Origin of the sequence: Rhodococcus sp. H36-A4 (genome assembly GCF_027158005.1) — a bacterium.
Lineage (GTDB): Bacteria > Actinomycetota > Actinomycetes > Mycobacteriales > Mycobacteriaceae > Rhodococcoides.
The window spans coordinates 425,362-439,982 of record NZ_JAPVLQ010000001.1 but is presented as its reverse complement, the minus strand read 5'-3'; the positions used below and the strand labels follow the sequence as shown (position 1 = coordinate 439,982).

At 63.2% G+C, this 14,621-nt stretch carries 14 protein-coding genes; 8 read left to right on the top strand and 6 right to left on the bottom strand.

The window, feature by feature from the left end; all coding sequences use genetic code 11:
* The first annotated feature begins 6 nt into the window (after positions 1-6).
* From cydB to cydC, 3 genes are read left to right on the top strand one after another with little or no spacing between them, the layout of a single operon-like run.
* Positions 7-1,050, top strand: coding sequence for a cytochrome d ubiquinol oxidase subunit II (gene cydB, locus O1W68_RS02070; protein ID WP_269301226.1), 1,044 nt, complete (start codon positions 7-9; stop codon positions 1,048-1,050).
* A complete protein-coding gene (gene cydD / locus O1W68_RS02065) occupies positions 1,047-2,720 on the top strand; it encodes a thiol reductant ABC exporter subunit CydD (RefSeq protein ID WP_269301225.1) in 1,674 nt (557 codons plus the stop codon). The genes cydB and cydD overlap by 4 nt, the downstream gene beginning before the upstream one ends.
* Positions 2,710-4,425 carry a thiol reductant ABC exporter subunit CydC gene (gene cydC / locus O1W68_RS02060; RefSeq protein WP_269301224.1) on the top strand — a complete coding sequence of 572 codons (1,716 nt, stop codon included), beginning with the start codon at positions 2,710-2,712 and terminating at the stop codon, positions 4,423-4,425. Before cydD ends, cydC begins: the two co-directional genes overlap by 11 nt.
* 196 nt (positions 4,426-4,621) lie before the next feature.
* On the opposite strand, the gene O1W68_RS02055 is transcribed toward cydC, so the two are convergent.
* On the bottom strand, positions 4,622-5,296 hold the full coding sequence (locus O1W68_RS02055; protein WP_269301223.1) for an FABP family protein: 675 nt from the start codon (positions 5,294-5,296) through the stop codon (positions 4,622-4,624).
* 328 nt (positions 5,297-5,624) lie between these two features.
* On the opposite strand from O1W68_RS02055, the gene O1W68_RS02050 reads away from it, so the two are divergent.
* The gene (locus O1W68_RS02050; protein WP_269301222.1) at positions 5,625-7,154 is read left to right on the top strand and encodes a cutinase family protein; all 1,530 of its coding nucleotides are present in this window, start codon (positions 5,625-5,627) and stop codon (positions 7,152-7,154) included.
* Positions 7,155-7,221: 67 nt separating this feature from the next.
* Here O1W68_RS02050 and O1W68_RS02045 read toward each other — a convergent pair whose 3' ends face one another.
* The 5 genes from O1W68_RS02045 to O1W68_RS02025 form a co-directional block, all read right to left on the bottom strand.
* Positions 7,222-7,527 (bottom strand): DUF1416 domain-containing protein, encoded by a 306-nt coding sequence (locus O1W68_RS02045; RefSeq protein WP_269301221.1) that lies wholly within the window; start codon positions 7,525-7,527, stop codon positions 7,222-7,224.
* 2 nt (positions 7,528-7,529) lie between these two features.
* Positions 7,530-8,366, bottom strand: coding sequence for a sulfurtransferase (locus O1W68_RS02040; protein ID WP_269301220.1), 837 nt, complete (start codon positions 8,364-8,366; stop codon positions 7,530-7,532).
* 73 nt (positions 8,367-8,439) lie between these two features.
* Complete coding sequence (locus tag O1W68_RS02035) at positions 8,440-8,907, bottom strand: DUF4395 domain-containing protein (RefSeq protein WP_269301219.1); 468 nt, start codon at positions 8,905-8,907, stop codon at positions 8,440-8,442.
* A gap of 284 nt (positions 8,908-9,191) precedes the next feature.
* A complete protein-coding gene (locus O1W68_RS02030; RefSeq protein WP_269301218.1) occupies positions 9,192-9,608 on the bottom strand; it encodes a thioredoxin family protein in 417 nt (138 codons plus the stop codon).
* Positions 9,605-10,384, bottom strand: coding sequence for an LmeA family phospholipid-binding protein (locus O1W68_RS02025; protein ID WP_269301217.1), 780 nt, complete (start codon positions 10,382-10,384; stop codon positions 9,605-9,607). The genes O1W68_RS02030 and O1W68_RS02025 overlap by 4 nt, the downstream gene beginning before the upstream one ends.
* A 168-nt stretch (positions 10,385-10,552) precedes the next feature.
* Here O1W68_RS02025 and O1W68_RS02020 point away from each other — a divergent pair, with 168 nt between their 5' ends.
* The 4 genes from O1W68_RS02020 (at position 10,553) to pstC (ending at position 14,619) form a co-directional block, all read left to right on the top strand.
* Positions 10,553-11,326 (top strand): winged helix-turn-helix transcriptional regulator, encoded by a 774-nt coding sequence (locus O1W68_RS02020; RefSeq protein WP_269301216.1) that lies wholly within the window; start codon positions 10,553-10,555, stop codon positions 11,324-11,326.
* Positions 11,327-12,244, top strand: coding sequence for a mycothiol synthase (gene mshD, locus O1W68_RS02015; protein ID WP_269301215.1), 918 nt, complete (start codon positions 11,327-11,329; stop codon positions 12,242-12,244).
* 140 nt (positions 12,245-12,384) lie between these two features.
* Positions 12,385-13,479 (top strand): phosphate ABC transporter substrate-binding protein PstS, encoded by a 1,095-nt coding sequence (pstS, locus tag O1W68_RS02010; protein ID WP_269301214.1) that lies wholly within the window; start codon positions 12,385-12,387, stop codon positions 13,477-13,479.
* A 96-nt stretch (positions 13,480-13,575) separates the two neighbouring features.
* Complete coding sequence (pstC, locus tag O1W68_RS02005; RefSeq protein ID WP_269301213.1) at positions 13,576-14,619, top strand: phosphate ABC transporter permease subunit PstC; 1,044 nt, start codon at positions 13,576-13,578, stop codon at positions 14,617-14,619.
* Positions 14,620-14,621: the final 2 nt, after the last annotated feature.

The following is a 14,621-nucleotide window of genomic DNA, read 5'->3' as shown; positions in this document are numbered from 1 at the left end:
ACGATCATGGGACTTCAAGAATTCTGGTTCGTAGCGATCGCAGTGTTGTTCACCGGCTACTTCGTCCTCGAAGGTTTCGACTTCGGCGTCGGCATGCTGATCCCGGTCTTCGGACGGGCATCGGATCCGAAAGTCGGAGAACGCAGGCGTCGAGCAGTTCTCAACACCATCGGCCCGGTGTGGGACGGAAACGAGGTGTGGCTCATCACCGCCGGAGGTGCACTGTTCGCGGCATTCCCGGAGTGGTACGCAACCCTGTTCTCAGGGTTCTACATACCCTTACTGCTGATCCTCGTCGCGCTCATCCTGCGTATCTGCGCCATCGAGTACCGCGGCAAAATCGACGACCCGGTGTGGCGTCGACGCTGTGATCTCGGCATCGGAATCGGTTCGTGGATTCCGGCCGTGCTGTGGGGCGTCGCGTTCGCCAACATCGTGCGCGGAGTGGCGATCGACGAGAACAAGAAGGTGACCGCAGGGTTCTTCGACCTGCTCTCCCCGTATGCCCTGCTCGGCGGCGCCACGATGGCGCTGGTGTTCGCGCTGCACGGTGCCGTGTTCATTGCGCTCAAGACTGCAGGCGACGTACACGAGGACGCGGTCAAAATGGCGGTACGGCTATCTGTCCCAGCTGTCGTGGTCGGCGGAGCCTTCGCCCTGTGGACCCAACTCGCCTACGGGACGGGGTGGACGTGGATCATGGTCGGGACCGCCGCTATCGCGCTGATCGCCGTTGTCGCTCTCACCGCCAAGGTGCGCGAGGGCTGGGCATTCGTGTTCACCACGATCGCCGTCATCGCCGTCGTCGTACTGCTGTTCGGATCACTGTTCCCCGACGTGATGCCGTCCACGACGGATCCCGCGTTCAGCTTGACCATCGAGAACGCGTCGTCGAGTCCGTACACGCTCAAGGTGATGACCTGGGCAGCGGCCTTCACCGCACCGGTCGTCATCGGATATCAGGCGTGGACGTACTGGGTGTTCCGCCAGCGCATCTCCACCGCGCACATCCCCGACTCGATCGGATTGCCGCTCGGTCGCAAGTCATGACAGTCACCGCCGCGCCGCGCCGGGGACCGATCGACCCCCGGTTGTGGCGGTACTCGCGATCGGCGCGGCGGTATCTGCTGTCGACAGTGCTTCTTTCGCTCGTCGATACCGCGGCGATCATCGTCTCCGCGGTCATGACAGGCACAGTGCTCGCGGGCGTCATCACCGATCCCGCAGCACGATCGATCTCGCACTGGTCCGGGCAGTTGGCAGTTCTCGCCGGAGCCATCGTGGTCAGAACTACCTCGACCTGGCTGCAATCGCGCTATGCGCATCGTGCGGCCTCGCGCGTGGTCGAAGAACTCGAGAACGACGTCCTCGCCGCCGCGTCGAACGGTGATCCACGTCGACTCGATTCCGAGCGCGAAGGCGTCGCGACGGTCGTGACCAGGGCTTTGGGTGGTCTCGCGCCCTATCTCACCGGCTACGTGCCCGCGCTGATCCTGGCGGGAACGCTGACGCCCCTGACGCTCATGGTCATCCTGACCGAGGATCTGACATCGGCAGCGATCATCTTTGTCACGCTTCCGCTGATTCCGATCTTCATGATCCTGATCGGCCTGCTGACCAAGGGGAAGGCAGAGGCGACGCTCGAATCGATGACACGATTGTCTGCCCAACTACTAGACCTCCTTGCCGGACTTCCCACGCTCCGTGCACTTGGCCGTGAACACGGGCCTGCAGCGCGGGTCCGGGCACTCGGCGAAGCACATCGCCGCGCGACCATGCGTGCACTGAAGATCGCGTTTCTGTCCTCGATGGTTCTCGAACTGCTTGCCACTCTGTGTGTAGCTCTCGTCGCCGTCAGCATCGGACTCAGACTGGTCTTCGGGGACATGGCTCTCGAGGCCGGCATCATCGCGCTGGTACTCGCACCCGAGGTGTACGTTCCGCTACGCCGGGTAGGGGCCCAATTCCACGCCGCCGAGGACGGCGTCGCCGCGTCGGAGAAGGCGTTCGGCGTGCTGGACGATCGCCCGGCGGAGAGAACGGGGGTGCGATCGATTCAAGCCCGTGGCGCACGGCTGGAGCTGGCTTCGATTTCTGTCGATGCGCGTGGCGGCAGCGCCCCGCACCGACTCGACGCCGTATTCGAACCCGGCACCGTGACAGTGCTGGCCGGTGCGAACGGCGCAGGAAAGTCGACGGCGCTGAGCGTGATTCTAGCGCTGACTGCGCCCGACGAAGGCGCGGTCACCGTTGGCGGAACAGACTTGGCCGACGTCGATGTGCATTCCTGGTGGCGTCAGATCGCATGGCTCCCACAGCGACCCGTCCTTCTTCCCGGCACCCTGGAGAGCAACCTCCTGCTCACCGGGACACGGCCCGATCCCCATGAACTCGACAGTATTTGCGCAGCAACAGGTTTCGATCAGGTTCTGGCAGAGCTACCGCTCGGATGGCAGACCGTCGTCGGTGCCGGAGGTGTCGGGCTCTCCCTCGGACAGCGCCAACGCCTCGCGCTGACACGAGTCCTGACCTCCTCGGCCCCGGTGCTTCTGCTGGACGAACCCACGGCTCACCTCGACGCGACTCACGAAGCGACAGTACTGAAAACCATTCGTCGTCTCGCCGACGAGGGCAGAACCGTCGTAGTGGTCGGTCACCGTCGTTCGGTTCTCATCAGTGCCGATTCGATCATCGAAGTGCAGGCCCGCCATGCTCGTTGACCTTCGGCGCGCCCTCGAACTTCTCGAACTTCGTCCGTCCCGAGTGGCCATGTCCGTGGCGGCAGGGGTCGCAACCTTGGGTAGCGCACTGACTCTTGCGGCGGTATCCGCTTGGCTCATCACCCGCGCCTGGCAGATGCCACCGGTGTTGGATCTGACGGTCGCTGTCGTCGCTGTTCGGGCACTGGGCATTTCGCGCGGCGTATTTCGGTACCTGGAACGCCTGGCTACTCACGACACCGCCCTGCGCGGAACGACGTCGGCGAGAACTCGTCTCTACGAACGGCTCGCCGCTGGCAATCCGGCCGCAGCTGCGGGATTGCGTCGCGGCGATCTGATGTCGCGCACCGGCAACGACGTCGACGTGCTCGGTGACGTCGTCGTGCGTGCGATCGTGCCGATCTGCGTATCGATAGTTCTGGCGATTGCAGCTGTCGTCGTGTTGGCGTTCGTCTCGCCGGCTGCAGCACTGATTCTGCTGCTGGCTCTCGTGGTCGCCGGGGTACTCGCGCCCTACTGGGCGGCGAGATCTGCCGTCATCGCCGAGTCCGAGGGCATTTCGGCCCGGGCGGAGTTCAGCGAAACCGCCGTCCGCGCCCTCGACCACGCCGGGGAGTTGCGGGTTGCGGGACGATTGGACGAGACCCTGGGGGAGGCTGCCGAAGCCAACCGAGCATCGGTCGAAGCCCGCGACCGGGCGGCTCTACCTGCAGCCTTTGCTGACGCGGCTTTACCTCTTTCCATCGGTGCGGCGGTGCTGGGCTCCCTGCTCGTCGGTATCTCGCTGTACGGCAGCACGGGCGGAACAGCAGGTGGCATGACGCCGATGGCGTTGGCGATCATCGTGCTCGTGCCGCTTTCCGCCTTCGAGGCGACCTCTGCCCTGCCTGGTGCCGCCATCGCACTCACCAGGGCTCGCATTTCGGCGTCACGCATCGTGGAGCTGCTGGACGCTGCGGATGAGGCCGCTCCGCAGACAGTGAATGATCTGGACTCGCTCACCGACCGTGTTACTGCGAGAAACTTGCGGTGCGGCTGGCCGGGGTCTTCCTCGACTACGGTGCGGGTCGATCTCGATGTAGGTCCCGGAGCGAGGGTAGCGATCGTCGGTCCCAGCGGTATCGGTAAGAGCACTCTCCTGATGACGCTCGCGGGACTGCTGCCACCGATCAGCGGCACCGTCGAGGGCTCCGGCGCCCGTTTCTTCGCCGAAGATGCGCACCTGTTCGACACGTCGATTCTCGAAAACCTGAGGGTGGCACGCGGCGACGTGCAGTCGGACGAGGCGGTCGAGACGCTCGACCGAGTCGGCCTCGGCGCCTGGATCTCCTCGCTCCCGGACGGCATCGACACGCCCCTTGTCAGCGGTGCGCAGGCCGTGTCCGGAGGACAGCGTCGACGCATTCTGCTGGCTCGGGCGCTGTTGTCCGATGCGCCGGTCCTGCTGCTGGACGAACCGACCGAACACCTCGACGACGACGGGGGAGCGCAGCTCCTGCGACGGCTCCTCGACCGCTCCGACAGTATCGTCGACGGGAATCGTGCGGTCGTGGTGGTGACGCATCAGCTTCCGGCGGACAACCACGCTGACCTGGTCTTGGACTTCGGCGTTGCCGACGGAAATATTCCTTTGCCGACTTCGGAATCACGGCGTACTTTGTTGAGTACACGGGAGAGGAGGTGGTCTGACGTTGAAGAACTCTAGGACACGTGAGGTGGCTGTCAGCTAGCCGCAACCGCTGACGGATTCACTTTTCGAAGACCGCGCGAGCGGCAAGCGAATCCAAGGCAGCTGCCCGGCCCCCGAGCCCTCGGCCTTATCCGGCCGAGACCTGAAAGCAGGTATGGCTCGGGGGCCGTTCGCGTGCGTGGGGACCAGATTGTCGAGACCGAAGAAGATCTCAGCCGATATAGCGGACGAGGCGAGCAGACAGCCGTGGTGCTAGCTCTCCGTCGGCGTCGATGCGTTCCTCGACGTACGCGAGGTCGGCGCCATCGACGATGCCGTAGAGCCGCTTGGCGCCACCGACGAGAGCACCCGAAGTGGACCGGATGACGACATCGGTCGCCAGTTCCCACGAAGTCTGATTCAGCGCGTGCCCGTAATAGAGTTCGACGACGCCGGTGCTGTGCGTCAGCAGAAACTCGATGACCTCCGGTGTTTCGCTGCCCTTGACGTCATCGCCGGTGATCCGCCAGAAGCCGGTTTCGCGAAGGTCGGGGTGCGCGTAGTTTCCGTCGGAGTCGAGACGCCACGAGCGAGATTCCCAGCTGAGGTAGGCACCTCCATCGTGTGAGACCACGATTTGCTGCCCGAACGGGTACTCCTCTCCCGACTCGGGATCGCGTCCCTCACCTTCGCCGCGCCAGACGCCGACCAGCGGAAGCAGCGCAAGCATCGCTGGATTCAGTTCGGGTCCGAGGCGAAGGTTGGCGGTGTCCTCGGGGTGCGGAAGATCCGGCAACGTCGGAATGTTGCGTGCCGACGCTGCCTCGAACTTCTCGGCAGCTTCGGCGATCGCATCATTAGCGGACCGTGTGGTCTCGCCCGACCCGTCGGCTGCGCGCTCGGTCACGATTCTTCGGTAACCAAGCGGTAGACGACGTAGAGCGAGAACGCGATGATGGCTACTGCAGCCAGTGCCAGCAGAAGCTCGAAGAAGATGACCACGACGCCGAGTTTAGACCCACGCTATCGACTCTGCAGAATCGCGGTCGCGACAACGCCGAAGTCGATAGTGCAATCTCCCAGTATCGGGCCCCTGACATCGGGGATTCACACTCTGTAGCAAACGATGGGGGCTCTGCACGGTACCTTCTCCAGTGTGTGTGTCGGGCGTTGTACGCCCGACACCCTTTTGTCTGGTCGAAAGCTGTCTCGAAGTGTGCTGGAGAGGATCTCGAATGCGTCGCCGAACACGTGCGGGCTCGATATTGACGAAGTCCGCGACGCTGGGGGTGGCGTTGCTCCTTGCAGTTCCCGCGGCCGCGGCCGCATCCCCGGAATCGGGTTCGTCCACGACGGGGTCTGCAGGCATGCCCTCGCCCGAAGAAGACCGCCCGAATATCGACCCGAACAACTTTGCCCAGGAATGCCCGGACATTCTGATGCTCGCCGTGTCCGGCGCCACCGACTCGGACGCCGATCGCGATCCGCTGAACGAAGAACCCCGTTCGCCGATGGCCAACTGGGTGGGCAACGTGACGCTTCCTGTCGGCCAGGCCGGCGCGAACAACCCGGGATCGGTCGGCTGGCTCTACGTCCCGTATCCATCGACGTACGGAGTTGGATTTCTGTCCGACGTGCCCACGTACCAAGAATCGGTTGCCGCAGGCGTTGCCTCGACCAACCGTCTGCTCGACGAGTACAAGAACAAATGCGGCGAGAACACCAAGTTCGTCCTCCTCGGTTACAGCGTCGGTGGCGAGGTGGTCGAGCGGGTCGCGATGGAACTGGGCCACCGCGCTCCCGATTCGCTCGTCACGGGCGAAGACATCGCCGGTGTTGCACTCTTGGGGGATCCTTACCGACCTGCAGGCGTACCTAATATCGACGAGCCGGGCCCGACACGCGGTGGGTTCCAGTCGCCGGAGGCCAAGGACTACGGCACGCTGAACGACAAGATGACTTGGGCTTGTCGACCCTACGATCTTGCCTGCGACGCTCCCGAGAACATTCTCGCGCTGCAACTGGCACTCGGAGTACTCGGACAGATGCGGCTGACGGTGATCGACCCCGTCCAGTCCGTCGCCGACTTCGCCCGCACGGTGGCCTCCATAGCGACCCGCGCGATCGTCGATATCGTCACCCAGAAGGACTGGGTCGGGTCCGAAGAGACGCTGCTCGAAGTGCTTCTCAAGGTTTCCGATCAGACCTACCAGGTCGACGAGGGGAAAGCCCGTGCAGATCTGACCCCCGAGCGCCTACGCGAAGACCTCGATTGGGCGATGGGGCCAGGAGCCGAGACGGTGCGTGCCAAAGTGCGTGCCGAAGGCGAAGGTCTGGTGGAGAACAACAAGGGAATAGTCGATGTCCTCATCGAGCCGTACATATTTCTCGGATTTCTCCAGCACCTGTTGTACTGGAACAACAATCCGAATGACGGCCGCGCGTGGGAGAGCGAAAAGATTGTCGCCTGGGTGACGGATCTGGCGGAAACAGAACGCGATAAAAAGGGCGTCGACGATGCACCTCTGGCCACCTCCGAGGTCGATCCCAACCCGGCTCCGGATGCTGCACCGGTACCCGAGGCATCGCAGGAACCGAATCCGCAGACACTCCCGACGCCCGGAACCCTCACTCGTGACACCGATCTGGGAGCGCTGCTCGATTCCTTCGGCGTAGCGCTACCGCCAGGTGTCTTCCCACCGCAGTACTCGACGGTTCCCGAGCCGACCACTGCGCCGTCGACCGAGATCGTGCCGCAGAACTAGGACACACACGAAAGAGCCCCGCATCGAAGAAGAATCGACGCGGGGCTCTTTGTTGTTCTTGGAGAAATCAGGCTCCGACGGTCACATTCGCCGAGTGCACGCCTGCACCTTCCGGGGTGATCACCGCGTCACCGTTGCCGGACGAGGACAGTGCACGCAATGTCCACCGGCCGGGCGCTGCGAAGAACCGGAAGTCTCCGGTTCCCGACGCCACTACCTCTGCTGTGAACTCGCCGGTGCCGTCGAGCAAACGCACGAATGCGCCGCCCACAGGCTCACCGTCGGTGGCAAGAACACGACCGGTGATGACGGTCTCCTTCTCGACATCGACGCCTGCCGGAATCGTTTGGCCTTGAACGGGTGCTCCGCACATGATCAGTGAACCTCCAACTCGATGGGTGCTCCGACGAGGGAGCCGTACTCGACCCAGCTGCCGTCGTAGTTCTTGACGTCGGACTTGCCGAGAAGTTCCTTCAAAACGAACCAGGTGTGGCTCGAGCGCTCGCCGATGCGGCAGTAAGCGATGGTCGCCTTGCCCTCGTCGTAGCCCTTTTCCTTGTACAGCGCCTCGAGGGCGTCGTCGTTCTTGAACGTGCCGTCCTCGTTGGCAGTGGTGCTCCACGGGATGTTGATCGCAGAGGGCACGTGTCCGCGCTGCTGCGCCTGCTCCTGCGGGAGGTGCGCCGGCGCGAGGATCTTGCCGGAGAACTCGTCGGGGGAGCGAACATCGATGAGGTTCTTGTTGCCGATGGCGTCGATGACCTCGTCACGGAATGCGCGGATCGACAGGTCAGGCGTTTGTGCCCGGTACTGCGTCGTGTCCCGAGTGACGATATCGCTCGACAGTGGACGGCCGTCGAGTTCCCACTTCTTACGGCCGCCGTCGATGAGCTTGACGTCGTTGTGGCCGTACAGCTTGAAGTACCAGTACGCGTAGGCGGCGAACCAGTTGTTGTTACCGCCGTACAGCACGACGGTGTCGTCGTTGGCGATTCCCTTCGCCGACAGGAGATCGGAGAACTGGTCCTGGCCGAGGAAGTCGCGGCGAACCGGGTCCTGCAGGTCCTTGCGCCAGTCGAGTTTCACTGCGCCTTCGATGTGACCGCCGTCGTAGGCGCTTGCATCTTCGTCGACCTCGACGAAAACGGTCTTCGTGGCGTTCAGGTTCTGCTCGGCCCAGTCGGCAGAGACCAGGACGTCGGAGCGGGCCATGGGTTTCCTTTCGGTGATGGATATCTGAGGGTAGAAATTGTGTCGGTCGGTGATGGGTGGGTAGGTAGGTATGTCAGGCGCGAGCGGCGTGCGATCGCGCTCGCGCCACGAGGGGATAGATCTGGCAGCCGAGACACAAGGCGAAGGCCGCATTGAGGAAAGCCGCGAACAGTGCGAAGCCAGTGGCCACAGCGCCGAGAGTTGGTAGCCCAGCGGCGAAACCGAAGACACCGGCGGCCGCGAACAGGAAGCCGACGAGCTGCGCGAACCTCAGTGGCGGCGTCGGCTCGCGTTCGCTGGTCGGTGACAACCTGGGTGCGAGGAACAGTCCGAACAGTCGGCCGTAGGGGCTGCGCCGCGGACCGAAGGCGGCGCCGATCGCGAAGACCACGGCCTGAGCAGCCAGAAGGACTGCCGCGGCAACAATGGAGAAGGACGACAACAGAAGAACTACTACGAGCACGGCGGTGGTGATCCACGCCGCGAATCGTGGGCCACGGGCATCGACTTGTTCGACCGCGGAATGTAGGTCGGTAGACATCGTGAAGGTGCTCCTGCACTGGATTTGTTGACGGAGTCGGGTGTCGAGGCGGGTCCGATCTACGGAACCGGCATATCTGCAGAGGGGTAATGAGGGATCTACCCGTGATCGGCTGAAAGCTTTCCGGAGTGCGCACCAACAGCACCGGCGGAACGAGGGATCAGCAGCAGCGACAGCAACAACCGCCCAGTCGGCACAGGTCTACCGTGCGACGACTGGTGAGCAACAGCTCATGGCGGGACAACACATCGAACACCCTACCCCGAGAACTCGGACCAGCAGAACTACAGGTCGAGCAACGCAGCCTTCAGGGCGGCCGCTTTCGGGACTCCGGCAATCCGAACGCGCTGGTTCAGCTGCCAGTCGAGAACGAATGTCGTGGGAAGCGACAGAACCCCCAGCTCCCGGGCGAGCGCCTGGTGTTCGTCGATGTCGAGTTCGAGCTCGGTTGCACCGTCCAGTTCGGTGAGTACCTGACCCACCACGCGTCGCACAGCACTACAGGGGCCACACCAGTCAGCGGAGAAGTGCAGAACCGTCGCGTGCCCCGAGACAGCACCGGCGTCCGTCAGCATGGCGGTCAACTGTGGGGAGGTTCCCTCCGTGGCGGCATGCCGTACCTTTCCAGTGCGTGAGGTGAGGACTACGCCGACCACCGATGCAGCAACCAGTACGACAACGAGAATTGTGATTCCGGTCATGACTTTTCGATCTCGTCCAAGTCGATCGTCACATTCTCCGCCGAGCCTTCGATCACGATTTGCGAACCCTCCGCATAGACATCGGTCGGGAGCACTCCGAACGGAAGCGTCTGGCGATCGATCGTCTTGGTGAACAAACCGAGCACAGAAGACTTCGCGAAGTCGGGGATCGTGAAATCGGCACTGCCCTCGGGGCCGAAGTAGAAATCGGTCGCGACGATGCTCACCCGATCGCCATCGAGAATCAGATCCGCCTGGACGCTGACTTCGGTCTCGACCGGGCCGACCGGAACGGTGCCGGTGAGCACGACTCCGCCGTTCGTCGTCTTGCCGGACCCACCCGAACCGCCCGTTCCGTCCGACTTGTCGGCGGGTGGAGCAGAAACCTGCAGGTCGACGATGTCGAGGAAGCGTCCGAGGTCCGTCGCTTCGATGCGCACCCGCCCGTCCAGTTTATCGACGGGAACGGTCTGAACCGACCCGTCGGCCAAGTCCGACAGGGGGATCGACACGCCACGCAGATTGGCTTCGATCGTCGTCGACCCGACGTAATCGTTGGGGACGTCCTGTGCTCGGACCTCCACGTTCTGGTACTTGCCTTCGGCGGCCTGGGTCAGAAACGGGAAACCGTGGATCGTGACCTGAGGGTCGGAGGTAAGGTCCCCGCCCTCACGAATTGCGCGCGAGACGCGGTACTCGGAGTAGGCCGCAACCCCGAAGTCGACGACGAGGGCGAGTGCCAGCAGACTCACGAGACCGATGATCAGTTTGCGCATGGGGACCATTGTGACCGACGGATCCGGGGCTGCGTTGAACGGTGGTCCCCGTGGGCAAGTTAGTCTTACCCCCTGAGAAAGCCGTCGGCTTCGCTCCCGAAGACGGCGTCCCGCCGAGAATTCGACTCAGTTCGATATCGGCACGACAGCGGTAAGAATAGAGGCTGTGTGGAGCTCCTGCTTCTGACCTCCGATCCGAATCCAGAGGCCGTCCTACCGTCGCTTGCGCTTCTGTCGCACCATGTGCGGCCTGTTCCCACCGAAGTTTCCTCGCTGCTGGAGGCAGGTTCCGCTGACATTGCCCTGGTGGACGCGCGCACCGATTTGGCCGCCGCGCGCGGATTGTGCCGGTTGCTGGGTAGTACCGGCTCGGCGATCCCGGTGGTCGCCGTACTCACCGAGGGCGGTCTGGTGGCCGTCAACTCCGAATGGGGCCTGGACGACATTCTGCTCCCCGGCACCGGACCCGCCGAGCTCGATGCCCGTCTACGTCTGCTCGTCGGACGTTCCGGGGGAGTGGCAAGTCCGGAGGCATCGGGAAAGATCACACTCGGCGAGCTCGTCATCGACGAGGGCACTTACACCGCGCGACTGCGCGGACGCCCCCTCGATCTGACGTACAAGGAGTTCGAACTCCTCAAGTATCTGGCTTTGCACGCCGGACGAGTGTTCACGCGTGCACAGCTGCTCCAGGAGGTGTGGGGATACGACTTCTTCGGTGGCACTCGAACCGTGGACGTGCATGTTCGACGCCTCCGCGCGAAACTCGGCACCGAGTACGAGTCGCTGATCGGCACCGTTCGCAACGTCGGATACAAGGCGGTGCGTCCTTCTCGCGCCACAAAGGGTGGGCCGGTATCAGCAGGTCATGAAGACGATGGCGAAGACAGCCCCGAGCTGACCTCGGTCCACGGCACGACACATGGAAGCACGGCTCAGTAGATGACCCCCTCGTTCGAAATCTCCCGACTCGACTCCGCCGCGATGACCTCGGAGGTGTCCGAGGCCGTCAAGAACGTGGTGTCACGTGCCGCTGTCACCGACGGCACCGCACCCCTGTCGGAACAGGCAGTCAAAGCACTCTCGGCGGACAGTTCGGTGCAGCATCTGATTGTTTCCGAGAGCACTCGTATCGTCGGCTACGCGGGCATCGCAGCTGGTTCGGCCGAGGCTCCGTCGATGGCCGAAGTCGTCGTGGATCCGGAGTTCCGCGGTCGAGGCGCGGGTCGAAGCCTCGTCGACCGTGCACTGTCCGAGGGGGGCGACGGAGCCAGAGTGTGGGCCCACGGGAACCTCGAACCCGCACAGGCGGTCGCCGCCCGACTCGGCTTGACGGTGGCGCGCGAACTGTTGCAGATGCGTCGCCCGACGGCGACGCCGGAACTGCCCGAAGTGGTTGTTCCGGAAAGCATCACGCTGCGCACCTATGAAGGACCTCGCGACGATGCGGAACTTCTTCGCGTCAACAGTGCAGCGTTTGCCTGGCATCCCGAACAAGGTGACTGGACCGCGAAGGACATTGCCGATCGCCGCGACGAAGAATGGTTCGACCCAGCCGGGGTGTTCCTCGCTTTCGAAAAAGACACCGATCATCTTCTCGGGTTTCACTGGACGAAGGTGCACGCCGCCGAGGCAGGCGAAGACGAGATCGGTGAGGTCTACGTCGTCGGTATCGACCCGGCGTCGCAGGGGCGTGGTCTCGGTCGGGTTCTGACCCTGGCAGGCCTGCACTACCTGCGCGAGCGACAACTTGCCGAAGTGCTGCTCTACGTCGAGGCGGACAATACCGCTGCAGTGCACACCTACGAGCGTCTCGGTTTTTCGCGATTCCACGTCGACGCCGCCTACTCGCGTCCGTAAACGGACAAATGCCCACTCTGTTCATTCGCCGTTCACTGTTTCGGGGGTAGCTGTCAACCGGCCCCCTCTACGTTTTGCTGTGGGTAGCGCCGACGCTGCCCTATCAGCGACAACGGCAACAAGAATCCTCGGAGGAAACGGTGAACCTCAAGCGCAATGCTGCTTTGATCAGCGCAGCGGCGATCAGTGCCATGCTGCTGACTGCGTGCGGCAGCGACTCGAACATCGAAGCGGCATCGGGGACCACGGCCGCAACATGTGAGGGCAAGTCACCGCTGACCGGTGAAGGATCCTCTGCTCAGCAGAACGCGATGTACAACTTCACATCCGTCTACGCGGGCATGTGCTCCGGCAAAGCCGTGGAATACACGACCAGTGGTTCGGGCAACGGCCGTACCCAGTTCGTTGCCGGCCTCGTCGACTTCGCAGGCTCGGACTCGGCCATCAAGGAAGAGCAGGCTGCCGCAGCCGCCGAACGATGCCAGGGCAACCCCGCTTGGAATCTCCCACTCGTCTTCGGCCCGGTTGCTATCGCGTACAACCTCGACGGTGTCGACAACTTGGTGGTGACCCCCGAGCTCGCGGCCCGGATCTTCACCGGCCAGATCACCACCTGGAACGACCCGGCGATCGCCGCTGTCAACGAAGGTGTCTCACTACCGTCCACGCCGATCATTCCGGTTTATCGGTCGGACTCTTCGGGCACCAGCGACAACTTCCAGCGGTTCCTCTCCGCCTCTGCTCCGCAGGCGTGGACACTCGACCACAGCTCCGACTGGGCAGGAGGCGTCGGTGAAGGCGCGAACGGTTCGTCCGGCGTCGCCCAGGCAGTTGCTGCGACCCCAGGCTCGATCACGTACGTCGAGAAGGGCTTCGCCGAACAGGAGAACCTCGGCACCGCCGACGTCGACTTCGGGAACGGACCTGTCGAACTGAGCAGCGAGACCGCGGGTAAGGCCATCGATACAGCTGAGTTCTCCGGCGAGGGCAACGACCTCGTCATCGATATCGACGCCCTCTATGCGAGCGACGTCGAAAATTCCTACCCGCTGGTTCTCGCTACCTACGAAGTTGTCTGCTCGAAGGGTTACGACGCCGACACCAGTGCAGCGGTCAAGTCCTTCCTGCTCAGCGCAGCGAACGAAGGCCAGCAGGGTCTCGAACAAGCAGGTTACGTCCCGCTGCCGGAGTCCTTCAAAGAGCGTTTGGTCACTGCGATCGATGCGATCGCCTGATTCAATGAGACGAGTGCCTGTGCCGATGTCGTGGATCGATCTCCTCGACATCGTGCAGGCTCCGTCCTCGACCACCACACGAGAGACGTGAGCGGTATGAGAGACACCAACTCGATCACCGGCGTTACGTCCGCGGATGACACCACCGCGACCGGGGCGCCCCGGAACACGGAAGAGTCCATTCAATTGCCGGACAAGAAGGCCAAGGGCGGTACCGTCACTCGCCCTGGTGACCGCATCTTCGCCACCCTTGCCAAGGGCTCGGGTGTCTTCATCATCGTGCTCATCGCCGCCATCGGACTGTTCCTGCTGTGGCGGGCGATCCCGGCGCTGCAGAACAACACGGTCAACTTCCTGACGTACAACGGTAGTTGGAGTACCTCGGACACCTCGGCCATGGTGTTCGGAATCCGGGACCTGTTCCTGGTGACCGCGACCGTATCGATCTTCGCGCTGATTCTGGCGATGCCGGTCGCGCTCGGAATCGCGGTCTATCTCACCAACTACGCGCCGAAGAAAGTGGCGGGCCCGCTGGGCTACGTCATCGATCTGCTTGCTGCAGTTCCGTCGATAGTCTTCGGACTCTGGGGCCTGTACGTGTTGGCGCCGGCCATCAGCCCGTTCGCCGAATGGCTCAACACAAACCTCGCCTGGTTTCCGCTCTTCGCCACCGGTTCGGTATCGATCGCCGGTGGAGGCACCATCTTCACCGCCGGCATCGTCCTCGCCGTCATGATCCTGCCGATCATCGCGGCAGTGACACGTGAAGTATTCGTCCAGACGCCGAAAGGGCAGATCGAAGCGGCCCTCGCGCTCGGCGCAACACGGTGGGAAGTCGTCCGAACCACCGTCATTCCATTCGGAAAATCTGGATTCGTCAGCGGCTCGATGCTCGGGCTCGGACGCGCACTCGGCGAGACCATCGCGCTATACATCATCATTCGCAGCACACAAGCGACCTTCGGATGGACACTCTTCGACGGCGGAAACACCTTCGCGACAAAGATTGCACTCGCGGCAGGTGAGTTCAACAACCAGCTCCAGGCGGGCGCCTATATCGCGGCGGGCCTCGTTCTCTTCGTACTCACCTTCGTCGTCAACGCGGGCGCTCGCGCCGCCATCGCCGGAAAGAAGGCCTAGGC